The following is a 24,984-nucleotide window of genomic DNA, read 5'->3' on the forward strand; positions in this document are numbered from 1 at the left end:
AAACGGACATTATATGATGAATAGTGGGTGATTCGACATGACGACAGAAAATAACGTATCCAATTCCAACGATACGCAGGAACAAGGAAATGTTTCGGAAGAGGAATTCCGCCAGGTCGTTCAAGCGCTGCACGATAACGGCTTGAAAGCGCTCCGGTTCAAGTTCGAGGACGAGCAAGTGGACGGACAGGTGTTGAACCACGAGGTTTACGGACCGATTTTTACGTACAAAGTGGAAACGAAGGACGGCGGCAAATACGCAACGGGCTTCTTCATGCGTGAATTGCTGCAAACGTTCCAAAGCAATGACGATCCCGCGCTGTGGATCTCTTCGTTCTTCTTCGACCTGATGGACGGCAACGAAGGCGCGGACAAGCTGCTGCCGAAGCCGCCGCAGTCCGAGGATGACGCTAAGGCGCTGATTGATAAAATAATCGTGCCTTATTGCGCCAAAACGATTCGCGAAGAGTTCCCGAACGAGCAGGTATATGTCGATTTGGATCTTAACGAACAACATGGTCCTGTCTTGGAAGCCGGCTTCACGTCTATTACGGACGGCAACAATATTTGCGCGCTGCCCCTGCATGTGCTCATTGCGCACTTCCTGCTGAACCGCGATCCGGCCGAGCCTATGATTCAAGGGCTGTACCGCATCCGCGAGGAGCACGGACTGGAATAGGCCTATCGCCGCCGCAATGCTGCGGAGACATAGAAAAAAGCCTGAGCAATCAGGCTTTTTTCTATGTCTTTATTCGGCGATGGCCGCAGGCAGAGGGTCGACGTGAAGGGCGGAATCGGCCTCGAGCTTCTCCGCGCGCATGTACAGGATCAATCCGGCAATGATGAACACTCCGCCGATCAATTGGAAACCGGTAATCATCTCGCGGAACAGCAGCATGCCGAGAAGGCTGGCGCCGACCGGTTCCGCAAGCACCGTCATCGAGATGGTCGTCGGCTTCACGTATTTCAGCAGCCAGTTAAAAATCATATGGCCGAATACGGTCGGCACGATGGCAAGCAGGACGAATACCAGCCATTCTTTGGCGGGATAGCCGGTCATCGGGATGCCTCTAACGACGTTGTAAACCGCGAAGCATGCCGCCGTCACGCCGAACACGATAAAGCTGTACAGATACGAGGAAACGCGGCGCATGATTTGTTTGGCTATGAGCATATTGACGGCAACGGCGAGCGCTCCCAGAAAGGAAAGCGCGTCTCCGAAGAATGCCCGTTGGGATAGGCCGATATCGCCGGATCCGATGCTGATCGCGCCGATTAAGGCAACGAGCATGCCGATGACGGCTAATTTACCGGGGCGGTCTTTGAATAGGAAGAAAGCGCCGATCATCACGAATACGGGTTCCAGCGCCAGCAGGATCGTCGAGCTTGCGATGGACGTATAGGTCAAGGATGCCATCCAGAGCAGGAAATGAAGCGCAAGAAAGAAGCCGGCGGCCAGCAGCAAGAGCCAGTCTTTGCGGTTAATCTTATGCAGCGTGCGCAGCTGTTTCCCGCCGAAGGGCAGCATCATCAGGAAGGTGAATAGCATGCGATACAAGCCTTGTACCGATACCGGCGCATCGGATGCGCGAACGAGTATGGGCGCGAACGAGATGGCCAGCATGCCGATCAAGAGCGGGAAGACGGGAGAAACGGGCGGTTTGGCAGGCCCGGACGATGAATGCACGATGATGTTCCTTTCTGCTGCGATGCGTATAATGGTTTCATTCAGCATCCCTCATTATGCACGCCGAGGCTTGTCCAGGCAAGGGAAAGGGGCGAATTGGCAGCGTGTTGGCATACCTTGCGCCATTAACCATTATTTTTCGTCATAATGTTGTCATTTGTAACCGCATAACAGGTCTGTTATGATTTTCTGAAAACATGGCGGTACCGAATGACAGGTTCTGCCGAAGGAGAGACTGACAATGGGCGTACCTACAGGGGTGTGGATCTCGGCGATCATCATCGGGATCATTGTGACGTGGATGACGATTTGGGTGACCAATAAAGCATATTCCCGGAGATGGGAAGACCATGGCGTAGACAAAGAAAAGAACGATCCAACGAATTAGTTCGGTTGGTTGACTTGAAACCGATCGGTGTCCTATACTGAAAAGCGAAACCAAACGGGTTCGTTTTTTTGTTTAAGTAACATGAAGCCCGATGATCGAGTCGGTCAAGGAGATGGTATAGATATGGAAACACAAGATACATTGCCGCCGATCCAACGAACGCAGCTGTTCAAAGCGCCGATTCAGAAAGTGTGGACCGCGATTGCGACGGCGGAGGGGCTGAATGCCTGGTTTATGCCGAATGATTTCGAGCCAGTGGTCGGCCATGCGTTTAAGATCGATGCGGGGCCGTTCGGCATGCAGCCTTGCCTCGTCAAAGAAATCGAAGTACAGAGGCGCATCGTATTCGAATGGGGCACGGAATGGACGATTACGATCGAGCTCGAAGACAAAGGCGACAATCAGACGTCTTGCACGCTGACGCATTCCGGCTGGCGCGTGGACGGCATGACGGAATTCAACATGCCGCACAGCCTGGTTCGCGATACGATGGACAAGGGCTGGGTCGGCATCGTGGCCAAGCTCGGCTCGTATGTCGAGGCCTGACATGGCCGCGCTGCCGTCCGGCAAGCATGATGTCTTTCAAGCGATCGCTGACCCGACGCGGCGCGAAGTGCTGCGGCTGCTCGTCGACAAGGAGATGCCCGTCACCGCCATTTCCGGCCATTTCACGATGACGAGAACCGCGGTATCCAAACATCTTCGCATCCTGTCGGAGGCCGGGCTCGTCAAGGAGCGCAAGGTCGGGCGCGAAACGCGCTACCGGCTGGAGACGCAGCCCCTGCAGGAGCTGCGCAATTGGCTGCAATACTATGAACGGTATTGGGAGAATAAATTGTCCGCCCTGCAGCGTCTGGTCGAGTCGGATGAGGATGCGGACGAGAAAACGAACGACGCATAGGACGAAGGGCGGATAGCCGCCGAATACGAAAACCCGTGGTTTATCGACGCGGGTTTTTCTGTTACGCTTAATGTACAAGAGAGGAGAATTTAACCATGTCATACGAATACGCTGCCATACAATACATCGGCCAAGTCGGCGTCATTATCGGCCGCAACGGCTTCAAGCTCGCCGTCGACCCGTTTTTGACGGACGATACGCTGTCGACGGACAGCTTTTGGAAGCGTTCTTATTCCCCGCCGGTCGAGGCGCGCGAGCTGAACGATCTGAATCTGGTCCTGGTCACGCACGAGCATTCGGATCATCTGGATCCGGCGACGCTGCTGAGCATCGCCGAAGCTTCGCCGTCCTGCAGATTTGCCGGTCCTGCCGTTTGCGCGGCCATCTTGAAGAAAATCGGCATTCCCGAAGAACGCGTGGACAGCCTTCAGTATGGGGAGCCGTACGCATGCGCCGGAGGATTGACGATTCATCCGATCCCGGCTTGGCATGAAACCCGAATCTCGGATGCCGAGGGGCGCGACCGTTTCCTGGGCTACATGATGGAGTGGGACGGCATCGTCATCTATCATGCGGGCGATACGCTGGTTACGGAAGAATTGATCGGTATTCTGAAGAATTACCGCATCGATGTCGGCATGCTTCCGATCAATGGCCGGGATCTGTTCCGTCATCGCCGCGGCATCGACGGTAATATGAATGCGCGCGAAGCGGCTGCTTTGGCCGTCGATACGGGGATGGGCGTCGTCGTTCCGCTGCATTTCGACTTGTACCCGAACAACAGCGAGGGCATCGTGGGCTTCGTCGGCGAGCTATTCGACCGGCATCGCGGCCAGCGTTACCATGTTTTCCAGCCTGGCGAAACTTGGGTCTATGTCAAGTAAGGATCGGCTAGCCGTGAATCGAAGCGGATATGATGCCTTTCGCTTCGGAAACACTAGAGAAATAAGGAGGCTGGTCACATTTGGGTATTCTTGCGTTTAAAGGATTGACCAAGATGCTCCCCGGCGACAGAACCTTATTCTCGAACATTTCCGCTTCCGTCGATGCCCCCGCATCCATTGCGTTGATCGCGCCGTCGGGACAAGGCAAGAGCACCTTGCTGCGCTTGCTCGCGCTATTGGATGAGCCGAGCAGCGGAGAATTGCTGTTGGAGGACAAGGCTTCCGCCGATTGGCACCCGCAGGCATGGCGCTGCAAGGCGGCTTACGTAGCGCAGCAGTCGATTATGCTTCCGGGCACCGTCGATAGCAATTTGCGGACGTTCAGCCGCCTGCATAATTCCGAGTTCGACGAAGCCGCGGCTATGAAGCTGATGGCTGCTGCAGGCTTGTCGGCGATGAGCTGGTCGAAGGAAGCGGAGACGCTGTCCGGCGGAGAGAAGCAGCGGCTGTCGCTCGTCCGGTCGCTGCTGGCCCGGCCGTCGGTGCTGTTGCTCGACGAAGTCACGGCTTCGCTGGATCAGCACAGCAAAGCCGCGGTGGAAACAATGCTGCTTGGTTTGCTGGATGCGGCGCAAACGACGCTGATCTGGGTGTCGCATGACCTGGAACAGGCGCGGCGCGTCAGTTCGCGGGTATGGTTTCTGGCGGACGGGGCCTTCTCGGATTGCGAGTCGGAATCATTCTTCCGCGATCCTCCGACGGAAGCGGCGATGGCCTTCCTGAAACAGCGAGCTATGGAGGCGGATGACTGATGTCCCTTACGGCGGTTGCGTTCACGCTGCTCTTCGTTGCGATTACCGTGTTCGTTTCCATGCGTCAGAAGCTCGGGCTGGAGCGCGATATCGTCATCGGGACGATTCGCGCGACGGTGCAGCTGCTGGCCGTCGGGCTCGTGCTGCAGGCGGTTTTTCGAACCCATCATCTCCTGCTGCTCGTGCCGATTATCGTCGTCATGATCGCGATTGCATCGTGGCACGCGGCGAGGCGCGGGAAGGGCTTGCGCGGCATCGCGCTGCGGATCGGAATCGCCATTGCCTCGACCGAAGCGATGATCATGCTGCTGCTGCTCGGCCTGCACATCATCAAGAGCACGCCGCAGTACATCATCTCCATCAGCGGGATGACGATCGGCAACGCGATGGTTATCGCAGGGTTATTCTTGAATCAGATGAGGCGGGACATCGAGTCTTCGCGCGGCGAGATCGAGACGCTGCTCTCCCTCGGCGCAAGCGCGCGGCAGGCGATTCAGCTCAGCATCAAACGATCGGTGAAAGCGAGCTTGATTCCGACGATCGACGGGATGAAGACGGTCGGTATCGTCCAATTGCCCGGTATGATGACGGGGATGATCATCGCCGGCGCCGATCCGCTGCAAGCGGTCCGGTATCAGATTCTGATCGTCTTCGCGTTCACGTCATCGGCGGCTGTCACGAGCATTATCCTGAGTTTGCTCACCTACAAGCTTTGGTTTACGCAAGCGATGCAATTGAGGCAATTGGGTAAAGAATAATATTGCGCGCGGCAGCCGGACTGTACGCGCCGTCATTTCGAGAGGAGAGGGAAGAAACGATGAAATACCGCAGACTTGGACGTACGGGGCTTGAGGTTTCCGTTATCGGCGTAGGCACTTGGCAGTTCGGCGGCGAATGGGGACAGCAGTTTACGCAGGACGAGGCCGATGCGATCTTGGATCGGGCAGCCGAGCTGGGCATCAACCTGATCGATACGGCGGAGTGCTATGGCGATCATTTGTCCGAATCGCTTATCGGCGACTATCTATCCCGCCGCAAGCGCGAGAATTGGATCGTCGCGACGAAGTTCGGTCATCATTTTCACGAACGGTTCTCGCGTACGGACAATTTCTCGCCGGAGGGCGTCGTCGAGCAGCTCGAGGCATCGCTGCGTGCGCTCAAAACCGACTATATCGATTTGTACCAGTTCCATTCCGGTCCCGACGCCGTGTTCGACAACGAGGAATTGTGGTCCGTATTGAACGAGCAAGTGAAGGCCGGCAAAATCAAACATCTCGGCACGTCCATCGGCAGCAATGCCAACTCGCATCAGGTCGATGCCTCCACGAAGGTCGGCTCCGACGTCATCCAGGTCGTTTACAACAGATTGGACACCGTTCCGGAAGCAGACGTATTCCCGTCCTGCATTCGTCAGGACTTGGGCGTGCTTGCCCGCGTTCCGCTTGCGAGCGGTTATCTGAGCGGCAAGTACAAGCCGGACGCCGTATTCGATGAAACCGACGTACGCCATCGCCACGACCGCGAAAGCACGGTGAAGAAGCTGCAGGAAGTGCAGCGCATCGCGGCCGAAGAAGTGCCGGCCGGCGTGGACATGGCAGCATGGGCGCTTGCTTGGTGCTTGAAGCATCCTGCGGTAACAGCCGTTATCCCGGGCTGCAAAAGTCCGGAGCAGGTCAGCTCTAACGCGAGCGTGACGGCCCTTATTACGGAGTCGCATCCGCAGGATGTTCAGCGTTAAGCTTTAAGCTTTAAGCTTTAAGCTTTAAGCTTTAAGCGTTTAGATGAATGCGCTGGTGTGACAGCACGCCGCTCAACCGATATAGATTACATGGAAAATAGCGGGGCAGAGGGAATTTCTGCTCCGCTATTTTTTTGATTCTTGGAGTAAAACGCGACTCATGAACGGAATTCAGACGCAGCTTGGGTCTTATATATGAAAATAAGCATAGTTTTTCGTAAGATTTGCTCCTTGGCGAGATCGGACAGCGTTGGTAAACTGAATGAGGTTATGGCAGTTGTTGCCGGTGTAGCTACATATTCGAACGCAGACGAAGGAGAAGTCGACCGATGAAACTGAATATTTATAACGCGCTCTGGGGCATGCCCGGAACTTATGCGGATCAACTGGCAAGAGCGGCTGAAGCGGGCTATGCCGGCGTGGAGGCTCCGGCGCCGTCGAAGGAGCAAGCGAACGAATTCAAGGAATTGCTGGACAAGCATAGCCTCAGCTACATCGCGCAAATCTTTACTTCCTGCGATCACGCGGCAACCTTCGCTTCGCAGGCGGAATACGCTGCAAGCTTCAATCCGCAGCTGATCGTTTCGCATAGCGCGAAGGACAGCATGCCTTTCGCCGAGCAAGTGGATTTCTTTCGCGGAGCGCTCGACGTAGAGCGGACGATCGGAATTCCTGTCGCCCACGAAACGCATCGCTCGCGGGCCATGTTCACGCCTTGGGGCACGACGGCGCTGTTGAAGGAGCTGCCGGACCTGAGGATTGCGGCGGATTTCAGCCACTGGTGCTGCGTAACCGAGTCGATGCTGGACGATAGGGAAGAAGACCTGAAGCTCGCATTCGAGCGCGCCATTCATATTCATGCCCGCGTCGGGTTCGCCGAAGGGCCTCAGGTGCCGCATCCGGCCGCGCCTGAATTTGCATACGAGCTGCTGCAGTTCGAGGGCTGGTGGGGACAAATGCTGCAAGCGAGGGAACAGGAAGGCCATGCCTTTGCAACGATCACGCCGGAATTCGGCCCGCCGGGATATATGCCGACGCTGCCGTTCACGGGGCAAGCGGTCGCCGACCTATGGCAAGTCAACGCATGGATGGCAACGCGTATCCGCGAGAAGTTCGGCAAAGAGTAACAAGCGCCAATGTGGTGTACTGGGTGCAGTAGTTTTTCTGATGCTCCCCGAAATATGAAAAAAGAGAAACCCGCCGTTTCTATTACACGCGGGTCTCTCGATTCTCAGGCCGCTCCTTTACCGGAGCGGTTTTTTTTCTGGCGTCCATCAAGATCGTCAAGCTGATCAGCGAGACTAGAATCGTCGCTCCCATGTCCGACAGGATGGCGATCCACAGTGTCAGCCAGCCCGGAATCGTCAGCAATAAGGCAATGAGCTTCAAGGCAAGCGCAAGCCCGATGTTGAAGCGGATCGTACGGTTGACGCGCTTGGCGACTTTAACGGCTTCGGGCAGCATGCCGAGATGATCCTGCATGAGCACGATGTCGGCCGTCTCGATCGCGCTGTCCGTGCCTTTGCCCATCGCGATGCCAAGGCTCGCGGATGCCAACGCCGGCGCATCGTTGATGCCGTCGCCGATCATTGCGACCTTGTGCCGGGACGAGAGCGCCTTGACCCGGTCTACTTTGTCCTCGGGCAGCAAGCCGGCGATATAATCGGTTATGCCCGTGGCTTCCGCGACCTTGCGCGCGGTTGCTTCATGGTCGCCGGTCAGCATCACGGTCTTACGGATCCCCAGACGTCGAAGCGATTCGATCACGCTGCGGCTTTCTTCCCGTATTTCATCCGCGATGCCGTAAATCCCGAGTACGCGGCTATCGTTCGATACGATGACGAGCGTCATGCCTGCCTGCTTCAATCTTCCGATTGCACGGGTTACCTCATTCGTAAGGACGGGGCCCGACAAACTGTTTTCATTCCCGATCCGATACGCTATCCCTTCAATGACGCCGGTCACTCCTTGACCCGAGACGGTTTGAAGATTTTCGGCGACTGCTGGGGCGATCCCATAAGCAGTGACTGCCTTCAAGACGGCTTTCGCCAGCGGATGGGAGGATCCATGCTCGAGCGCGCCGGCGATTTGGTGAAGACGGGCATCGAAGACGACGCAATCTTCGACGCGAGGCTCGCCTTTCGTCAGCGTGCCGGTTTTGTCGAAGGCGAGCAGATTGATGCGGCCTAACTGTTCCAGATGAACGCCGCCTTTGATCAGAATTCCGCAGCGAGCGGCTCTAGTTATCCCGGACAGAATGGCGATAGGCGATGAGAGGATGAGCGCGCAAGGACAACCGACGATCAGGACAGCCAGACTCTGATACAGCCAATTGCTCCAATCGCCGCCGTACAGAAGCGGAGGGAGAAGCAGAACGAGGACAGCGACCGCTATGATAAGCGGCGTATAGTACCGGGAGAAGCGATTGATGAACAATTCGGTGGGCGTCTTGGTTTCTTGGGCCTCTGCAACGAGATGAAGGATTTTGGAAAGTGAAGAATCCTTATAGGCGCGCGTGATCGACACGCGAAGGACGCCTTCGTTGTTCAGCGTGCCTGCGAATACGTTGTCGCCGGCTGCCTTGTCGACGGGGAGCGATTCTCCCGTAATGGCGGCTTCGTTCACGGAGCTGTGCCCATGACGTACGATTCCGTCAGAGGGGATAAGCGCGCCCGAACGGACTAGGACTAGATCCCCCGGAACAAGGGCGGAGATCGGAACGAGTTCCTCGCGGCCATCCGTCAGGCGGAGCGCTTCCTTCGGCGCCAGCTGCAGCAGCGATTCCATGGATCTGCAGGCCTTCTCCATGCCGAGTCCTTCGAGCCATTCATTCAATCCGAACAGCAGAGCCACGAACGCGGCTTCTTGCCAATCCCCGATGCCGACGGCGCCGACGAGCGCGATGGTCATCAGCGTATCGATATTGAAGCGGAAGCGAAGCAAATTACGCAGTCCGCGTACGAACGTCGCATATCCGCTCATTACAATCGCTACGATCGAGAGAGCGACGGTGATCCAGGAGGACCAGCTGCCGTCGCCGATTAAAGCTGCAGCATAGACGACGGCAGCAGCTATCAGTCCCTTCAGTGCATGAGGGCCGCCATGGGTATGCCCGTGCCCATGCCCGTCATGCCCATGCTCGTGATCATGTCCATGACCATGCTCGTGCCCATGCCCATGCCCGTGCCCGTGCCCGTGCCCGTGCCCGTCATGCCCATGTTCGTGCCCATGCTCAAGCTCGTGCCCATGCCCATGTTCGTACCCATGCCCATCATGCCTATGCCCGTGCCCAAGCTCATGCCCATGCCCGTGCCCAGGCTCCTGACCTTGCCCCGGCGTCTCGCCTTGCACAGCGGAATAATCGATATACGCCCGTTCTCTCTTCAAAATACGTTCAACCTCAGGTATCGAAACGAGCGGATCCAGCTTCATTTTGCCGGAGCCGTAGTTCAGAACAGATGCTTCGCCGTGCTTCAATTTGCGCAGCTGATGTTCAAGCTCCATGGTGCAGCTTGGACAGGAGAGACCTTTTACGCGATATTCGTTCATAGGCACCCTCTCTATTAGGCTGTATAGGTTATAGATTGCGTCGCGTTGCCACAAAATAATAATTGCTGACCGGCCGTTTCTAGTGGTACGTTAATAGAAAACCATTCCTTTACATAGCGATGCAGGAGGTCGGCAATCGTCCATGACGATGTATAAACGAATTCATATTGTCGTACTGCTGCTTTGTATCATTAGCTTCGGAGCTGCTTTTCCAGTCTATGCAGCGGAGGAGGATCAAGGGAAGCCCATCTTATCCTCGGATTCCGCGATTCTTATCGATGCCAAGACGGGAACGGTGTTGTTCGCGCACAACGAGGAGAAGCAGCAATTTCCGGCCAGCATTACGAAAATCGTAACGGGTATCATCGCCATGGAAAGCGACCAAGACTTATCGAGCCTCGTAACGACGTCCAAGGAAGCGCGCAACGAGGAGGGAACGCGCATCTACTTGGAGGAAGGCGAGCAGCAGACCTTGTTCAACCTGCTGTACGGCATGCTCATGAATTCGGGCAACGATGCGGCCACGGCGATTGCCGAATTCATCGATGGCTCCAAAGCGAAATTCGCCGAGCGGATGAATCGCTTCGTCGTCGAGAAAGCCGGCGCCACGCATACGCATTTCGTCAATCCGAGCGGCTTGCCGGATCCCGAGCAGTACACGACCGCAATGGATATGGCCAAGATTGCGAGATATGCGATGCAGAACCGGTTGTTCCGAACGATTGTCGGGACGAAGACATTGCCGTGGAACGGGCAGACATGGAAAACGACGCTGGTCAATCATAACGAAATGCTGGGCAATTACGAAGGCACGACGGGCATCAAGAACGGCTATACGGGAGATTCGGGCTTTACGCTCGTCACCTCGGCCAAACGCGGCGACTTGGAGTTGATCGGCGTGCTGCTTAAGTCACCGACCAAATCGGCGCTTTATAAGGATATGACGAAACTGCTCGACTACGGGTTTCAACATTTTGACTTGCAGCAAGTGAGGGCGGCGAACCCTGCCTATCCGCTCGCAGGCACGGAACCGGAGAATTCCGCGACGGACGAGCCGCTCTATGCGGTGGTGCCGAAGGGCGAAACGCCGGTCATTACGGTTACGCCGGATCGGGAAGTCAAGGTTCTGACGTCGCTCGGTGAATATTCGGCCGGCAAGCTGAAGCCGATTTCTCCTAATATGGCCGCGATCGCGCGGCAATACGGGGACATTGATGCTTCGGTACAACGTGCCGTGCTCAAGGAAGACGTACCGAAAGAACCGTCAGCGAGCACGAAAGTGAAAATTTTTATCGTGTGGGTCGGCCTCATGGCGTATTTGTGCCTGATTGCCGTCATCCGCGTCAGACGCAACCGAATACAGCGCGGACGAAGCTTCTAATGCGGGTAAACTGCGGCGAACATGCGATTTTATCGATGATAAAGAGGTAATTCCCTGGAATGCGGCGTATATATAGCATGTAACCGTATCCAAAACGAGGAGATGGAAACGATGAGACTTTCAGTTGAACAGTCGGCTGCACAGTGGTACATCAGAGAATTGGAATTGTCGGATGGCGATCATTTGCGGATTTTTGTTAGACTTGGCGGCAGCGGCAGCGTTCAACCCGGTTACTCGCTCGGCATCATGAAGGATACGCCTCGTAACTTGGGCTTGAAGGATGTCGTGGAAGGGATCACGTTTTACATGGAAGCGGACAACTTGTGGTTTCTGGACGACAAGGAGCTGCTCATCCGGTTCAACGAAGCGGAAGACGACATCTCCATGGACATTGAATAGTCGAGCTTTCATGACGGAAGCGGTACGGAAATGGAGCGAATCGATTGCGATTGTATCATTTCAGCGAAGATCCGAATATTCAAGCATTCACCCCGCGCCAATTGCCTTATCGTCTTCATGAACCTGCGATGGTGTGGGCGATCGACGAATGGCATGCCTATCATTACTATTTCCCGAGGGACTGCCCTCGGGTTTGTTTTTGGCCGGCGCCGACGACGTCCGAGGCGGACCGCGAGCGCTTCTTCGGATTATCGGGAACGCATCGCGTCATCGCCGTCGAGAGCGGCTGGTTGGATCGCATCCGGGATGCGGCTGTCTTCCGGTACGAATTCGACACTCGCAATTTCGAAGTGTACGCGAAGGATGCAGGCTATTATATCGCGAAGCAGGAAGTCGTACCCTTGCGAGTGGAGCGCGTCGGCGATTGCCTGGGCGGAATGGCGGAAGCAGGCATCGAGGTGCGGATCACGCCTTCCTTGCAGCGGCTGCGGGAAGCAATTCCGGCTTCGTCCGTGAACTTCTCCATGATTCGGATGTCCAATGCAAGAACCGAAATGGAAGGCTGAAATAAGACCGATGCAGGCAGGCGCGGAGTCCGACAAAAGCCGATGAATGTTGAAAAAGGCTGACGGAGACGCAGTTGCCTTCGCTTGCCCCGTGCGTCATTCCCATCTATAATGGTTCCAATGAAGTCGGCAAGGACGTGAGGCAGGCATGGATTTCAAGAAATACAAGACGTTCCAGGTCGTCGCGGACACGCTGAATTTGACGCGCGCCGCCGATCAGCTCGGTTATACGCAGCCGACGATCACGCTGCAGCTGCAATCCCTTGAGAGCGAGCTTGGCGTCACGCTCCTCGGACGAAACGGGAAACGAACGTTCTTGACCCCCGCAGGCAAGATCGTCAAACATTACGTGGACCAGACCTTCGCGCTTATGGATGAGATGGAGGCCGAGCTGCGCAAGCTCGAGAACCCGCACGGATTGCTGACGGTCGCGGCGCCTGAATTTTATTGCACGCAATACTTATCGCTCATTCTGCACTCCTACATCGCCGAGAATCCGAACGTGAAGCTGCAGCTGTTCTCGTGCGACAGCAATGACGCCATCAAGAAGGTCTCGTCGAACGAAGCGGATTTGGCGATCATCGCCGGTCCGTGCGATCTGCCGCAGATGGAGAAGATGCCGCTCGGCAGGGAGGATCTCGTCCTCGTGACGACGACCGAGCTGCTGGAACAGCATGAGCTGTCGGAACTGCTCGAGACGTACCCGTTCATCACGTATAAGTCCGGCTCCAACATTCAGCGGCTCGTCAACGAATGCTTGTCGGAATACGGCTTCGTGCCGGATAAATACATCGCGTGCGTCTCCGACGAGACGATTAAGCGGACGGTGATGTATAACACGGGAATTGCGCTTCTAGGCGCGGCGTTAGTCGAGGATGAACTTCGAAAAGGAACGTTGGCGGAAATTCATAGGTTTCCCGGCAAAATCGAAACGAACATGGTCATGCTCAAGAAACGGATTGCGGAACAAAACATTCATTCTTTCGCGCAAATCGTACAGCGGATTTGGAAAGAATGGGACTGACGCATCCGATTTCGCTTCAGGCATAGCTGTCGATATCCAATAGCTAGATCTGCCTTCGGCTGCTTTTAAGCCGGAGGTTTTTCGTTTTTAGGCCCTTGAGCAGCTCCATTTCGCATGGTAAAAGACGGTAACATTACGATTCTTAATCGTTACCATAGAATTATTTAATTTTTTCAACAAAAAACGCTATGTTACAATGAGACTATCTGAAAGTCTAGGAAAGGGTGCAGCTTATGGATGCGGTAAAGAATACGAACATCACGATTATCGGCGTACCGCTGCATTATGGTGCAAACCGGAAGGGCGTTGATCTGGGGCCTGACGCGATTCGCGGCGCGAATTTGCATGATCGGCTGGAGGCGCTCGGCTATTCGATCGAGGATGCCGGCGACCTGCAGGTGAACCGGCTGCTGCAGCCTGCCGCGCAGGACGAGAAGCTGAAATATATGAACGAGATCGCGAGGGTGGACCAAGCGCTGTGCGATACCGTCTCGGAAGAAATGGGCAAGGGCAGATTCCCGCTCGTATTGGGCGGCGACCATAGCATTGCGATCGGCACGATCAAAGGCGTCCTGCGGCATGTAAAGCGGCTGGGCGTTATTTGGTTTGATGCGCATACGGACGTCAATACGCACGAGACGACGGACTCGGGCAACATTCACGGCATGTCGCTGGCGGCATTATTGGGCTACGGACATGACGATTTGACCTCGATCGGCGGGTCTGGCCTCAAGCTGCTGCCCGAGAACATCGTCATTATCGGCGCGCGGTCGATCGACCCCGGCGAGCGTGCTTTTCTGAAAGCGAAGGGGATTAAAGTTTTCACGATGCACGATATCGACCGTAACGGCATGAAGCAAGTCATGGAGGAAGCGCTGGACATCGTGTCGAACGGCACGGACGGCGTTCACTTGAGTCTCGATCTCGACGGCATGGATCCGTCGGACGCGCCGGGCGTCAGCACGCCGGTAAGCGGCGGCCTATCGTACCGGGAAAGCCATTTTGCGATGGAGCTCCTGTTCGAACGAAATCTGCTCGTATCGGCGGAGATCGTGGAAGTGAATCCGATGCTGGACCAGCATAACAAGACGGCCGTGGCGGCCGTGGAGCTGATCGGTTCCGCGTTCGGGGAACGGATCCTTTAAGCCGGTCGGCTTAAGCCTGTTTCGGTTTCGAAGCGTCGCATGATCTGCATGGCAACTGTAATCACGATGCGATTGGAAAGAGGAGCGTGTCCGCATGGCAAGCACATCTAACGCGTCCAGCAGGATAATCGCACAGACCGAACGGCTTGGAGCACGCAATTATCACCCGCTGCCGATCGTCGTTTCGAAGGCGGAAGGCGTCTGGGTCGAGGATCCGGAGGGAAACCGGTTCATGGATATGCTGAGTGCCTACTCGGCGCTGAATCATGGGCATCGGCATCCGCGCATTATTGCCGCCTTGAAAGAGCAGGCCGATAAAGTGACTCTGACCTCGCGCGCGTTTCATAACGATCGATTGGGCATCTTCTACGAGAAGCTGAGCACGATGACGGGCAAGAATATGATTTTGCCGATGAACACGGGCGCGGAAGCGGTGGAAACGGCGCTCAAAGCCGTTCGGCGCTGGGCGTACAACGTGAAGCGAGTGCCTGCGGATCAAGCGGAAATCATCGTCTGCGAAGGGAATTTCCACGGCAGGACGATTACGGTCACGTCTTTCTCGTCCTCGGACGAATACAAGGCGGGCTTCGGACCGTTCACGCCAGGCTTCCGAGTCATTCCGTACGGCGATATCGAGGCGCTAAGAGCGGCGATCACGCCGAATACGGCTGCATTCCTCGTGGAGCCGATTCAAGGCGAAGCGGGCATTATCATGCCGCCGGCAGGCTTCTTGAAAGAGGCGGCTGAACTCTGCAGACAGCATCGGGTGCTGTTCGTGGCCGATGAGATTCAAACCGGCTTCGGCCGCACGGGGAAGCGGTTCGCCTGCGATTGGGAGGACGTCACGCCCGACATGTACATCCTGGGCAAAGCGCTCGGGGGCGGCGTATTCCCGATCTCCGCGGTGGCGGCGGACGCAGCGATTCTCGGCGTATTCGAACCGGGTTCGCATGGCTCGACGTTCGGCGGCAATCCGCTTGCCTGCGCGGTGGCGATCGCGGCGCTTGATGTCTTGGAAGACGAAGGACTGATTAACCGTTCCGAAGAGTTGGGTACGTATTTCATAGGACTGCTGCGGGGGATCGGCAGCCCGGCCGTCAAGGACATCCGCGGACGCGGCTTATTCATCGGCTTGGAGCTGGACGGCGAGGCGCGTCCGTATTGCGAGAAGCTGAAGGAGCTCGGCATCTTGTGCAAAGAAACGCATGCGACGACGATCCGTTTCGCGCCGCCGCTGACGATAACGAAAGAGCAGCTTGATTGGGCTTTTGCACGGATCAAGCTGCTTTTCTAATAGATAACCGACTGGAAAGGCGGAGCGACAATATGGCAGACATGAACAGTAACAGCACGGATAGGAATAACAGCACGAACACCACGCACAGCAGCGGTGCCGGCTTCAAGCAAACATCGGCTGCAGCCCAGAAACTGCATCTCGTTCAAGTGCCGTTCGGCCTTGGCGCTGGCAGGCCGGGGAACGAGGCGGGTCCGGAATCGATGATTCAAGCCGGACTGCTTCGGCAGCTTCGCAAGACCGTCTATGAAGTGTCGGGCGAAACGAAAGTTATCGTGTCGTCCCAATCCCAACTCGCTCAACAGCCGCAATCGGCAGCAAACGAAGGTCACGTCAAGCATCTGCCGGAAGTCGTAGAGATGAGCCGGCGCATCTCGAACGTCGTGGCCGAAGCCGCAGGGCGGGGAGAACTGCCGCTCGTATTGGGCGGCGACCACAGCGTCACGATCGGCGTGCTCGCAGGACTTGCCGCGAAGGAGAAGCGCGTCGGCGTGATCTGTTTCGATGCGCATGCCGGCTTTCAGACGGAGTCGAGCAGCCTGACCGGCAATATCGGCAGCATGTCGCTGTCCGTCGCGCTCGGATTCGCGAAGCTAGGGCTTTCGAACATCGACGCTCAGGTAGCGCGAGACGCCATTCGCAAGGAAAACGTCGTCCTCATCGGAGTTCGCGACGTGGAGCCGGAGGAACGGGAACTTATTCTGTCCGAGGGCATCACCGTATTCACGATGCATGAAATCGACCGGATGGGCATTGAAGCGGTTATTCGCAAGGCGGTTGAAATCGCCGGCGAAGGAACGGACGGCATCCATGTCAGCTTCTCCGCGGATTGTCTGGATCCGCTCGAAGCGCCTGGCGTCGGCATGCAGGTTCCCGGCGGCTTGACCTACCGGGAAGCGCATTTCGCCTGCGAGCTGCTGGCCGAATTCGGCCGGATCCTGTCCATCGACATGGTCGAGGTGAACGCGATGCTGGACGAGAGCAGGCGGACCGCGCGCCTTGCCATCGGACTGATTGCTTCCCTGCTCGGCAAACGAATTCTATAAACGACAACTACCGACACAGCCGTTACGTACCGCCATCCTTTGATTGCGAGCCGCAGCGGCTGTTTCTATTATGGCTGGGCGAGCTCGGCAAGGCGGGAACCGGTATTCAAATCGCCAAATTCCAGCGGCGTGGAAGCGGAGCGCGAGGCATAGAATGAAAGTAGATTCGTGAACATCATCGTGCAATCCACTGGAGGAATTCAGCATGGATCTGTTACTGAAAAGCGTGTTTCAAGCGCTCGGCAAGAGCCGCGCCGCCAATCGGCTGGCGAAGAAGTACGGCCTGCGTTTCGGCGCGGCCCGGTTCGTGGCGGGCGAGACGATTCAGCAGTCGATTGAAGCCGTCCGCAAGCTGAATGCGGATGGCCGAATGGCGACGCTCGACCATCTCGGCGAGTTCGTCTTCAACGAGGAGGAAGCCGAGCAAGCGGCGGACATGTGCATCCTGACGCTGGAAGCGATCGCGGAAGCCGGCGTCACTTCCAACCTGTCGCTGAAGATGACGTCGCTCGGACTCGATATCGACCGCGCGCTCTGCGTCGATAATATGAAGCGGATTTTGAACCGTGCCCGTGCGCTCGGCAATTTCGTCCGCATCGACATGGAGGATTATGCGCACTGTCAACTTTCGCTCGATGTCTACCGGGAGCTTCGCCGCGAATATGATAATGTAGGCATCGTCATCCAAGCGTATCTGTTCCGCACGGAGCAGGACGTGAAGGATTTGAATAAATGGAAAGCGAATCTGCGGCTCGTGAAAGGGGCGTACAAAGAATCGGCCAGCGTCGCTTTTCCGGAGAAGAAAGACGTGGACGACAACCTGAAGCGCATCATACGCCTGCATCTGGCGAACGGGAATTATACGGCCATCGCGAGTCACGATGAAGCGATCATCGATTACACGAAACTGCTTGTTCGGGAACTGAATATCGACCGCGGGGCATTCGAATTCCAAATGCTCTACGGCATTTGCGAGGAGCTGCAGCAGCGGCTCGTTCAGGAAGGCTACCGCGTCCGCATCTATGTGCCTTACGGGATCGACTGGTTCGGTTACTTCATGCGGCGACTGGCGGAGCGGCCGGCCAATGTCTGGTTCGTCCTTAAGAATCTGCGGAGACCGTAGCGCCTGTCTCATAACGAACCCCCTGACGGGAGAGGAGAATGGATATGTCGACAACGCCATTCAATGAGCTGAAGCCTTATGCCAACGAACCGTTCACGGATTTCGGCATGCAAGCGAATCAAGAAGCGATGGAAACCGCAATCGCCCAGATCAAGTCTGAATTGGGCCGGACGTACCCGCTGAAGATCGGCGTTCAGATGATCGAGACGGAACCGAAAATCACCTCCATTAACCCCGGCAACCTCGACGAGGTCATCGGCTTCGTAAGCAAAGCGAATCAAGAGCTCGCGGAGCAAGCCATGCAGGCGGCGCTGGCGGCGTTCGAGACATGGAAGCAGGTGCCTGCGCGCGAGCGGGCGGAATACTTGTTCAAAGCGGCGACGCTGATGCGCGAGCGCAAACACGAATTCTCGGCGCTCATGCTGCTGGAAGCCGGCAAAAATTACGTCGAGGCGGACGTGGACACGGCCGAAGCCATCGATTTCCTGGAGTTTTACGGACGCGAGATGATCCGTCTCAGCAACGTGAACGAGGCGCAGCCGCTTGCGAAGATTCCTGGCGAAGACAATCGCCTGACCTATATTCCGCTCGGCGTCGGAGTCGTCATTCCGCCTTGGAATTTCCCGCTCGCGATCTGCGTCGGCATGACGGCTGCCGCGATCGTCTCGGGCAACACCGTATTGCTGAAGCCGGCATCCACGACGCCGGTCATTGCTTATAAATTCGTCGCGTTGATGCAGGAGGTCGGACTGCCGCCGGGCGTTATCAACTATGTGCCGGGAAGCGGCGCGGAGATCGGCGACTACTTAACCTCGCATCCGAAGACGCGTTTCGTCAGTTTCACCGGTTCCAAGGAAGTCGGCTTGCGCATCAACAAGCTAGCCGCGGATACCGCTCCGGGCCAAATATGGATCAAACGCGTCATCGCCGAAATGGGCGGCAAGGACGGGATCGTCGTCGACGAAACGGCCGATCTCGAGGCGGCGGCAGTGGCAATCGTCGCGTCGGCTTTCGGCTTCCAAGGACAGAAATGCTCCGCGGGGTCCCGCGCCATTATCGTCGAGGCCGTCTATGACGAAGTAGCGAAGCGCGTCGTCGAACTGACGGAGCAGCTGCAGATCGGCTTGCCGGAGCATAATTTCGCCGCCGGTCCGGTCATTGACAATATTTCCTTCGCGCGCATCCTGGACTATATCGACATCGGCAGGGAGGAAGGCGAACTGCTCACCGGCGGCGCCAAAGCTCCGGGGAACGGCTATTATATCCAGCCCACCGTGTTCGGAGACGTCGACGTCAAGGCGCGCCTCATGCAGGAGGAGATCTTCGGTCCGGTGCTGGCGCTGGCCAAAGCGCAGGATTGGCGCGAGGCGATCGCCATGTACAACGACACGGAATTCGGCCTGACGGGTTCGTATTTCTCGACGGACAATGACCGGATCGCCGAGGCGCTGGATACGATTCACTGCGGTAATCTGTATATCAATCGCAAATGCACCGGCGCTCTCGTCGGCGTGCATCCCTTCGGCGGTTTCAACATGTCGGGGACGGATTCCAAAGCCGGCGGCCACGATTATCTGCTGTTGTTCACGCAGGCGAAGCTCACGTCACGCAAAAGGTGAGTACGCGCAGCGGCTGTTCGAGACCCTCCGCCTACGAGTGAAGGAGGGTCCCGGCTGTCCCTGCCGCCTCGGCAGCCAGTTTCATTGAAGGGATTGTTGCAGCGTTTACGCATGATAAAGCCTGGCTTTGGCAATGCTGGAATTTATCTGATTACGGAACAAGAAACGAAGCAGCCGGACATGCAGCGCAGACGCAGCGGGTTGAGAGACAACGGATGCAGCATCCATTCGGCGTAAAGGGAGGGCGTAACATGGCGCAAACGAGCATGATTTTCCGGTTGGAGCTGGATCACAAGAAGGTGAGCTTCGGCGACGTCGCGGCGACGATCAGCCGGGCGGGAGGAGACATCACCTCCATCGACGTCATTCGCCCGGGGCACGACACGTCGACGCGCGACATTACCGTCGATCTTCAGGACAATAAGGAAACGTCGATCGTCGAGGCGCTGCGGGCGCTTGACGGCATCAAGGTCATCAACGTTTCCGACCGCACGTTCCTCGTTCATCTCGGGGGCAAAATCACCATTCAGCCGACGCTGCCGATCAAGAACCGCGAAGACTTGTCCAAAGTGTACACGCCCGGCGTAGCCAAAGTTTGCCGTGCCATCGCGGAGGACGTCGGCAAGGCGTATTCGCTCACGATCAAACGCAATACGGTCGCTGTCGTGACGGACGGCACGGCCGTGCTCGGACTCGGCGATATCGGCCCCTATGCCGCTGCCCCGGTCATGGAGGGGAAGGCAATGCTGTTCAAGCAGCTCGCGGGCGTCGATGCGTTCCCCATCTGCCTCGATACGAAGGACACGGAAGAGATTATCCGCACGATCAAGACGATCAGCCCCATCTTCGGCGGCATCAATCTGGAGGATATCGGCTCTCCGCGCTGCTTCGAGATCGAGAATCGGCTTGCCGCCGAACTGGACATCCCCGTCTTCCACGACGATCAGCATGGCACCGCGGTCGTCACGATCGCCGGCCTCATCAACGCGCTGAAGGTCGTCGGCAAACGGATGGAGAACATCCGCGTCGTCGTGAACGGCATCGGGGCGGCAGGCGTTTCCATATGCAAAATGCTCCTTGGAGCAGGCGTGAAGCATCTGGTGCCGATCGACCGGGAAGGCGCGATCGTGCGCGGGCAAGCGTATCCGTATCCGATGTGGCAGTGGCTGGCGGATCAGCCGCAGGTCGAGGCTCAACCCGGCACGCTCAAGGAGCTTATCGCGGGCGCGGATGTCTTCATCGGCGTATCGCGCGCCGGCTTGCTGAACGAGGAGGACGTGAAGCGGATGAAGCCGGGAGCCATCGTGTTCGCCATGGCCAATCCGGAACCGGAAATTTCCCCGGAGGAGGCGCTGCCGCATGTAGCGGTATTCGCGACCGGCCGCAGCGATTATCCGAACCAGATCAACAATGTCCTCGTCTTCCCGGGCTTGTTCCGCGGCGCGCTCGATTGCCGGGCCAGGCACATCAACGAGCCGATGAAGCTCGCCGCTGCTCGCGCGATTGCCTCCGTCGTCACGTCGGATGAGCTGAACGAACACTACATCATCCCGAGTATTTTCAACGAGAAGGTCGTCAACTACGTTCGGAAAGCCGTCATCGAGGCCGCGATTCTGACCAATACCGCGCGCCGCACGCCGCCGGATTTCAGATAACGGGCAGGCATAGCAGCGCAGTTTCAAGCTTTAAGGCAATGTAAGTTCGAAAGGCCGTCAACACCGCTCAAGCAGAGCGCTGTTGACGGCCTTTTTGCGTCGTGAAGCGTGAAGCTCCTGCCTGCTACCCGGTTGAAGGGCTGTTCGGCACATGACCTTTCTGGTTGCGGTTGCGGTCCGTGGAGCCTGCGACGTCGTTCTCCGCTTGGCTGTCCTTCGCCCGCATCCCTTTCATTTTCTCCGGAATCGCTTGATTGTCGCGACGTGCCATGTCGATCCCTCCTTGCCATTAGAACATGCGCCTGCAGCGCTGGCGGCTGCCTGCCTTTCTAGATTGCCCCATGACGGGGATTGGACATGCAAGACGGACCCAATTGCGGCAAAACGGTCCAAATCGGATAATTCGTTGTCCAGATCAGCCATGAAACCTATCTGCCGGACGGCTATGATGAGTTTAGAAAACGTTTTCCTAAAGATGAATGGGCTTCGCGGCATCAGAATAGCAATGACATCGGTTTCATCTTCCGAAGGCCAATAACAAGTTGGAGGCTGGCTATGAACGAAACCATCGGCGTCGGGATCTTAGGCTTTGCCCACGGGCATGTAAATGCCTACTGCGAGGATTGGAAACAGACAGACAGAGGCGTGCGCGTCGTTGCGGGCTGGGATCACGATTCGTCCAGGCTCGAGAACGCAGCGAACGCTTACGGATTGGAAGCATGCGCGGCCGCGGAAGCGCTGCTTGCCCGGGATGATATCCAGGCGGTCGTCATCGCCTCGGAAACGTCGCGGCACGCGGAGCTGGTGCAGCTCGCCGCCGCAGCCGGCAAGGCGATCATCCTGCAGAAGCCGATCGCGCTGACGATGGCCGAGGCGGACAGCATCGTCGCCGCCGTCGAACGGCACGGCGTGCCGTTCACGCTCGCGTGGCAAATGCGGGTCGATCCGCAAAACATCCAAATGAAAGAATGGCTGCAGCAAGGTACGCTCGGCCAAGTGTTCATGGTTCGCCGCCGTCACGGTCTGAACGTAGGGCTGAACGCGGACTTCGCGAACAGCTGGCATGTCGATCCGGCCAGCAACCGGGATATTTGGGCGGACGACACCTCGCATCCGGCCGATTTCATTCACTGGCTGCTCGGCGAGCCCGAGAGCGTAACGGCGGAAATCGCCTCGCTCTACAATCCGCGCATTCCGAACGACAACGGAATTGCCATCTACCGCTATGCGGATGGCCCGATTGCCGAAGTCAGCTGCTCGTTTACCTGCCACGCGATTCAGAATACGACGGAAATCATCGGCGAACTCGGCACGATCGTGCAAAATTACGGCGACGCGCCAAGCTGCAATGCGCCCAGACCGGATACGGGAGCAGGCCTGCGCAGATTCGACGCGGCGGCGAACGATTGGGTGGACAGCGATATCGCCTCGCCGGCCGGCCATTTCCATCGCATTCGCGGACTCGCCGAGCCGCTTGCGGCTTTTCTGAGAGGCGAGCGGGGACCGATCGCTACCGCGGAAGAAGGAAGGACCTCGCTGCGCATGGTGCTGGCGACGTATGTGTCTTCCAGCGAAGGACGGCGGGTCTCGCTGAACGATCCGGCCGTGAATGACGTGTAACCTAACATACCCTTTCTTACATTAATTACTTAATTACTTACTTGCTTTCCTATGCAAGGCCAAAATTCATAACGGGAGTGATTATTCGTGGCAGTGAAAATCGGTTTGGTGGGCTTGAACGGAATCGGGAATTTGCATGCGGCATGCTATCAGGAAGAAGAATTGGCGGATCTGGTCGCGGTCTGCGACGTCGTGAAGGAACGCGCCGACGCGACAGCCGAGAAGTACGGCGTCAAAGCGTATTACAGCCTGAAAGACATGATCGAGAACGAGCCCGACATCGAAGTGATCGATATCACGACGGGCGGGATCGATAACGGCAGCTGGCATTTCGAACCGGCGATGGAAGCGGTCGGCTACGGCAAGCACGTGCTCGTTGAGAAGCCGCTTTGCCACGATATTCGCGAGGCGAGGGAGCTCGTCGCGTTCGCCGAGAAGCAGAAGGTATACCTGGGCTGCAACCTGAACCATTACTTCACGGAGCCGGCCGCGAAAGCGAAGCAATACGTCGACAACGGCGAAATCGGCGAGCTCGTATATTGCTTGGCCAAGATGGGCTTCAACGGCGGCGAGGCGAATTACGGCTTGGCCGGCAGCCCGAAAGTGAAAGGCCATCCTTACTTCCATATGAAAGCGTTCCTGACGCATCCGTTCAGCGTCATTCGCCACTTCTGCGGCGACATCACGCATATCCAGACGTTCTCCGACCGTCCGGGCTTCCGGCGCAACGCGGGAGACGTCATGGCTTCAATCAACAGCATTCACATGCGGTTCGCGAACGGCGGCGTCGGCTACCTGCTGAGCCAGCGCGGAGATGCCGTTTACGGCCTAGGCGGCTGGTGGAGCCTTGAGATGGCAGGCTCGAAAGGCACGTTCTGCATCGAGAACTGCGTGGAGAAAGTGTCGTACTGGAAAGCCGAGAAAGGCATTCCGGCGATCAGCCAGCAGCCGGTTCCAGAAGTGACGGACTACGGCGTTACGGACTTCAACCGCACGTTCAACAACCGTCTGCGCGCATTCCTCGAGGACGTATCCGCACGCGTGCCGTTCGATCAATTGCGCGCGAACGGCCGCGATGCGCTGGCCGTGCTGGAATACACGTTCGCGGTTATCGAATCGTACGAGAACGGCGGCGAACTCGTTCGTCCGCATCCGCTGCCGCCGCTGCACGGCGATCCTTTGTTCATGAGATAACGTTTGGTCCCGGAAACCTTGGCAGGGCGCTGCTCTTCGCTGGCGCCTTGCCGGGTTCGAGGTCTTGATTCGCTAGATAATCGTTAATGAACCGAAATCCATTTTCCTATCCGCCACATACCAGGAGGTTATTCATTCATGATTTCATTAGGCGTCAACTCGGTACTGTTCAAGAACTACACGTTCGCCGAAGCGGCCCGTCTTATCGCGGCCAGCGGCTATGACGGCGTTGAAATATCCGCCATTCAAGGCATGTGCGAGCATCTCGATCTGAGCCGCTGGGAAGAGCAGAAGGACGAATTGCAGTCGATCGCGAGCGAGAACGGACTGAAATTCCTGTCCATGGAAGTCGCGTCGCTTAGCGACGAACGTCTCATTCCGGCATTCAAAGCAGCCGCGGCAATCGGCATCCCGGTCGTCAACGTCGGACCGGGCGGCAAATCCGGCGTCGACGAGGATCTGGCGCATTCCATCTCGGAATTGACCCGCTTGTCCGATATCGCCGCTTCTTACGGCGTCACGCTCTGCGTGAAAGCGCATGTCGGCAACGCGATCTATAATACGCCGACGACGCTTGCCGCGATGGAGCAGATCGCTTCGCCCGCATTCGGCATCGACATGGATCCGAGCCATGTCCACCGTTCCGGCGAGAACGCCGAAGAAGCGCTTCCGGCCGTCCTCAGCCGCGTGAAGCATGTCCATATCCGCGATTGCAAGGGCCGCGCGCAAGGTCCGGGTCCCATCCAGCTTCAAGCTTGCGGACGCGGCGACATCGACCTGTTCGGCTATTGCGCCGCAATGGTGGACGGCGGCTACGACGGCCCTGTCGTGCTCGAAGTCATCGGCGCGACGCCCGAACATACGATCGAACAAGTGACGGCCGTCGCGGCCGAATCCTACGGATACCTGAACGCCTGCCTCAAAAAATTAGGAGCGCGCTAACCGCCGCCAAGGAGGAA

General features: G+C 57.1%; 26 protein-coding genes. 22 read left to right on the top strand and 4 right to left on the bottom strand.

Going from position 1 to position 24,984, the window contains the following annotated elements:
- The first annotated feature begins 37 nt into the window (after positions 1-37).
- Positions 38-679 carry a hypothetical protein gene (locus GZH47_RS30000; protein WP_162644761.1) on the top strand — a complete coding sequence of 214 codons (642 nt, stop codon included), beginning with the start codon at positions 38-40 and terminating at the stop codon, positions 677-679.
- Between the two features lie 69 nt (positions 680-748).
- Here GZH47_RS30000 and GZH47_RS30005 read toward each other — a convergent pair whose 3' ends face one another.
- Entirely contained in the window at positions 749-1,687 is a 939-nt protein-coding gene (locus GZH47_RS30005) for a DMT family transporter (RefSeq protein WP_225446278.1), read from the bottom strand.
- A gap of 241 nt (positions 1,688-1,928) precedes the next feature.
- Here GZH47_RS30005 and GZH47_RS30010 point away from each other — a divergent pair, with 241 nt between their 5' ends.
- From GZH47_RS30010 to GZH47_RS30045, 8 genes are all read left to right on the top strand, one after another.
- Entirely contained in the window at positions 1,929-2,075 is a 147-nt protein-coding gene (locus tag GZH47_RS30010; RefSeq protein ID WP_162637937.1) for a hypothetical protein, read from the top strand.
- A gap of 123 nt (positions 2,076-2,198) precedes the next feature.
- Positions 2,199-2,621: an SRPBCC family protein gene (locus tag GZH47_RS30015; protein WP_162644763.1), complete on the top strand. Its 423-nt coding sequence runs from the start codon at positions 2,199-2,201 to the stop codon at positions 2,619-2,621.
- A gap of 1 nt (position 2,622) precedes the next feature.
- Positions 2,623-2,976 carry an ArsR/SmtB family transcription factor gene (locus tag GZH47_RS30020; protein ID WP_162644764.1) on the top strand — a complete coding sequence of 118 codons (354 nt, stop codon included), beginning with the start codon at positions 2,623-2,625 and terminating at the stop codon, positions 2,974-2,976.
- 95 nt (positions 2,977-3,071) lie between these two features.
- Positions 3,072-3,860 carry an MBL fold metallo-hydrolase gene (locus GZH47_RS30025; RefSeq protein ID WP_162644765.1) on the top strand — a complete coding sequence of 263 codons (789 nt, stop codon included), beginning with the start codon at positions 3,072-3,074 and terminating at the stop codon, positions 3,858-3,860.
- A gap of 80 nt (positions 3,861-3,940) precedes the next feature.
- Entirely contained in the window at positions 3,941-4,672 is a 732-nt protein-coding gene (locus GZH47_RS30030; RefSeq protein ID WP_225446279.1) for an ABC transporter ATP-binding protein, read from the top strand.
- A complete protein-coding gene (locus GZH47_RS30035) occupies positions 4,672-5,430 on the top strand; it encodes an ABC transporter permease (RefSeq protein WP_162644766.1) in 759 nt (252 codons plus the stop codon). Before GZH47_RS30030 ends, GZH47_RS30035 begins: the two co-directional genes overlap by 1 nt.
- A gap of 59 nt (positions 5,431-5,489) precedes the next feature.
- Complete coding sequence (locus GZH47_RS30040) at positions 5,490-6,410, top strand: aldo/keto reductase (protein ID WP_162644767.1); 921 nt, start codon at positions 5,490-5,492, stop codon at positions 6,408-6,410.
- A 329-nt stretch (positions 6,411-6,739) separates the two neighbouring features.
- Positions 6,740-7,537 (top strand): sugar phosphate isomerase/epimerase family protein, encoded by a 798-nt coding sequence (locus GZH47_RS30045; RefSeq protein WP_162644768.1) that lies wholly within the window; start codon positions 6,740-6,742, stop codon positions 7,535-7,537.
- 82 nt (positions 7,538-7,619) lie between these two features.
- On the opposite strand, the gene GZH47_RS30050 is transcribed toward GZH47_RS30045, so the two are convergent.
- Both GZH47_RS30050 and GZH47_RS34540 read right to left on the bottom strand, forming a co-directional pair.
- A complete protein-coding gene (locus tag GZH47_RS30050) occupies positions 7,620-9,392 on the bottom strand; it encodes a heavy metal translocating P-type ATPase (protein WP_318653395.1) in 1,773 nt (590 codons plus the stop codon).
- A gap of 101 nt (positions 9,393-9,493) precedes the next feature.
- Entirely contained in the window at positions 9,494-9,715 is a 222-nt protein-coding gene (locus GZH47_RS34540; RefSeq protein WP_318653396.1) for a hypothetical protein, read from the bottom strand.
- A 386-nt stretch (positions 9,716-10,101) separates the two neighbouring features.
- On the opposite strand from GZH47_RS34540, the gene GZH47_RS30055 reads away from it, so the two are divergent.
- The 10 genes from GZH47_RS30055 to GZH47_RS30100 all read left to right on the top strand — a co-directional run bounded on the left by GZH47_RS30055 (position 10,102) and on the right by GZH47_RS30100 (position 21,211).
- A complete protein-coding gene (locus GZH47_RS30055) occupies positions 10,102-11,340 on the top strand; it encodes a D-alanyl-D-alanine carboxypeptidase family protein (RefSeq protein ID WP_225446280.1) in 1,239 nt (412 codons plus the stop codon).
- A 111-nt stretch (positions 11,341-11,451) separates the two neighbouring features.
- Entirely contained in the window at positions 11,452-11,739 is a 288-nt protein-coding gene (locus GZH47_RS30060; RefSeq protein ID WP_162644770.1) for a HesB/YadR/YfhF family protein, read from the top strand.
- Positions 11,740-11,783: 44 nt separating this feature from the next.
- Complete coding sequence (locus GZH47_RS30065; protein ID WP_162644771.1) at positions 11,784-12,305, top strand: DUF6886 family protein; 522 nt, start codon at positions 11,784-11,786, stop codon at positions 12,303-12,305.
- A gap of 148 nt (positions 12,306-12,453) precedes the next feature.
- Positions 12,454-13,329 (top strand): LysR family transcriptional regulator, encoded by an 876-nt coding sequence (locus GZH47_RS30070; protein ID WP_162644772.1) that lies wholly within the window; start codon positions 12,454-12,456, stop codon positions 13,327-13,329.
- 233 nt (positions 13,330-13,562) lie between these two features.
- Positions 13,563-14,474, top strand: a complete 912-nt coding sequence (gene rocF / locus GZH47_RS30075; RefSeq protein WP_162644773.1) for an arginase — start codon at positions 13,563-13,565, stop codon at positions 14,472-14,474.
- Positions 14,475-14,568: 94 nt separating this feature from the next.
- Positions 14,569-15,768, top strand: coding sequence for an ornithine--oxo-acid transaminase (locus GZH47_RS30080; protein WP_162644774.1), 1,200 nt, complete (start codon positions 14,569-14,571; stop codon positions 15,766-15,768).
- 32 nt (positions 15,769-15,800) lie between these two features.
- On the top strand, positions 15,801-16,814 hold the full coding sequence (gene rocF / locus GZH47_RS30085; protein WP_225446281.1) for an arginase: 1,014 nt from the start codon (positions 15,801-15,803) through the stop codon (positions 16,812-16,814).
- Positions 16,815-17,019: 205 nt separating this feature from the next.
- Positions 17,020-17,937 carry a proline dehydrogenase family protein gene (locus GZH47_RS30090; RefSeq protein WP_162644775.1) on the top strand — a complete coding sequence of 306 codons (918 nt, stop codon included), beginning with the start codon at positions 17,020-17,022 and terminating at the stop codon, positions 17,935-17,937.
- Positions 17,938-17,981: 44 nt separating this feature from the next.
- Entirely contained in the window at positions 17,982-19,556 is a 1,575-nt protein-coding gene (pruA, locus tag GZH47_RS30095) for an L-glutamate gamma-semialdehyde dehydrogenase (protein WP_162644776.1), read from the top strand.
- A 251-nt stretch (positions 19,557-19,807) separates the two neighbouring features.
- Positions 19,808-21,211, top strand: coding sequence for an NAD-dependent malic enzyme (locus GZH47_RS30100; RefSeq protein ID WP_162644777.1), 1,404 nt, complete (start codon positions 19,808-19,810; stop codon positions 21,209-21,211).
- A gap of 124 nt (positions 21,212-21,335) precedes the next feature.
- Here GZH47_RS30100 and GZH47_RS33925 read toward each other — a convergent pair whose 3' ends face one another.
- Positions 21,336-21,482, bottom strand: a complete 147-nt coding sequence (locus GZH47_RS33925; protein WP_192043562.1) for a hypothetical protein — start codon at positions 21,480-21,482, stop codon at positions 21,336-21,338.
- A 284-nt stretch (positions 21,483-21,766) separates the two neighbouring features.
- On the opposite strand from GZH47_RS33925, the gene GZH47_RS30105 reads away from it, so the two are divergent.
- The 3 genes from GZH47_RS30105 (at position 21,767) to GZH47_RS30115 (ending at position 24,967) form a co-directional block, all read left to right on the top strand.
- Complete coding sequence (locus tag GZH47_RS30105) at positions 21,767-22,831, top strand: Gfo/Idh/MocA family protein (protein WP_162644778.1); 1,065 nt, start codon at positions 21,767-21,769, stop codon at positions 22,829-22,831.
- 87 nt (positions 22,832-22,918) lie between these two features.
- Positions 22,919-24,025, top strand: coding sequence for a Gfo/Idh/MocA family protein (locus GZH47_RS30110; RefSeq protein ID WP_162644779.1), 1,107 nt, complete (start codon positions 22,919-22,921; stop codon positions 24,023-24,025).
- 138 nt (positions 24,026-24,163) lie between these two features.
- Positions 24,164-24,967 (top strand): sugar phosphate isomerase/epimerase family protein, encoded by an 804-nt coding sequence (locus tag GZH47_RS30115; RefSeq protein WP_162644780.1) that lies wholly within the window; start codon positions 24,164-24,166, stop codon positions 24,965-24,967.
- Positions 24,968-24,984 lie beyond the last annotated feature (17 nt).

This window comes from Paenibacillus rhizovicinus (assembly GCF_010365285.1).
GTDB classification, from domain to species: Bacteria; Bacillota; Bacilli; order Paenibacillales; family Paenibacillaceae; genus Paenibacillus_Z; species Paenibacillus_Z rhizovicinus.

Bases quoted from the DNA above. Each gene is read 5' to 3' on its own strand.
- GZH47_RS30035 (WP_162644766.1), top strand. From the start codon at position 4,672: ATGTCCCTTACGGCGGTTGCGTTCACGCTGCTCTTCGTTGCGATTACC.
- pruA (WP_162644776.1), top strand. From the start codon at position 17,982: ATGTCGACAACGCCATTCAATGAGCTGAAGCCTTATGCCAACGAACCG.
- GZH47_RS30080 (WP_162644774.1), top strand. From the start codon at position 14,569: ATGGCAAGCACATCTAACGCGTCCAGCAGGATAATCGCACAGACCGAA.
- GZH47_RS30025 (WP_162644765.1), top strand. From the start codon at position 3,072: ATGTCATACGAATACGCTGCCATACAATACATCGGCCAAGTCGGCGTC.
- GZH47_RS30050 (WP_318653395.1), bottom strand. From the start codon at position 9,392: ATGAGCGGATATGCGACGTTCGTACGCGGACTGCGTAATTTGCTTCGC.
- GZH47_RS30070 (WP_162644772.1), top strand. From the start codon at position 12,454: ATGGATTTCAAGAAATACAAGACGTTCCAGGTCGTCGCGGACACGCTG.
- GZH47_RS30100 (WP_162644777.1), top strand. From the start codon at position 19,808: ATGGCGCAAACGAGCATGATTTTCCGGTTGGAGCTGGATCACAAGAAG.
- rocF (WP_225446281.1), top strand. From the start codon at position 15,801: ATGGCAGACATGAACAGTAACAGCACGGATAGGAATAACAGCACGAAC.
- GZH47_RS33925 (WP_192043562.1), bottom strand. From the start codon at position 21,482: ATGGCACGTCGCGACAATCAAGCGATTCCGGAGAAAATGAAAGGGATG.
- GZH47_RS34540 (WP_318653396.1), bottom strand. From the start codon at position 9,715: ATGGGCATGAGCTTGGGCACGGGCATAGGCATGATGGGCATGGGTACG.
- GZH47_RS30020 (WP_162644764.1), top strand. From the start codon at position 2,623: ATGGCCGCGCTGCCGTCCGGCAAGCATGATGTCTTTCAAGCGATCGCT.
- GZH47_RS30010 (WP_162637937.1), top strand. From the start codon at position 1,929: ATGGGCGTACCTACAGGGGTGTGGATCTCGGCGATCATCATCGGGATC.
- GZH47_RS30045 (WP_162644768.1), top strand. From the start codon at position 6,740: ATGAAACTGAATATTTATAACGCGCTCTGGGGCATGCCCGGAACTTAT.
- GZH47_RS30040 (WP_162644767.1), top strand. From the start codon at position 5,490: ATGAAATACCGCAGACTTGGACGTACGGGGCTTGAGGTTTCCGTTATC.
- GZH47_RS30090 (WP_162644775.1), top strand. From the start codon at position 17,020: ATGGATCTGTTACTGAAAAGCGTGTTTCAAGCGCTCGGCAAGAGCCGC.
- GZH47_RS30105 (WP_162644778.1), top strand. From the start codon at position 21,767: ATGAACGAAACCATCGGCGTCGGGATCTTAGGCTTTGCCCACGGGCAT.
- GZH47_RS30015 (WP_162644763.1), top strand. From the start codon at position 2,199: ATGGAAACACAAGATACATTGCCGCCGATCCAACGAACGCAGCTGTTC.
- GZH47_RS30000 (WP_162644761.1), top strand. From the start codon at position 38: ATGACGACAGAAAATAACGTATCCAATTCCAACGATACGCAGGAACAA.
- GZH47_RS30055 (WP_225446280.1), top strand. From the start codon at position 10,102: ATGACGATGTATAAACGAATTCATATTGTCGTACTGCTGCTTTGTATC.
- GZH47_RS30115 (WP_162644780.1), top strand. From the start codon at position 24,164: ATGATTTCATTAGGCGTCAACTCGGTACTGTTCAAGAACTACACGTTC.
- GZH47_RS30060 (WP_162644770.1), top strand. From the start codon at position 11,452: ATGAGACTTTCAGTTGAACAGTCGGCTGCACAGTGGTACATCAGAGAA.
- rocF (WP_162644773.1), top strand. From the start codon at position 13,563: ATGGATGCGGTAAAGAATACGAACATCACGATTATCGGCGTACCGCTG.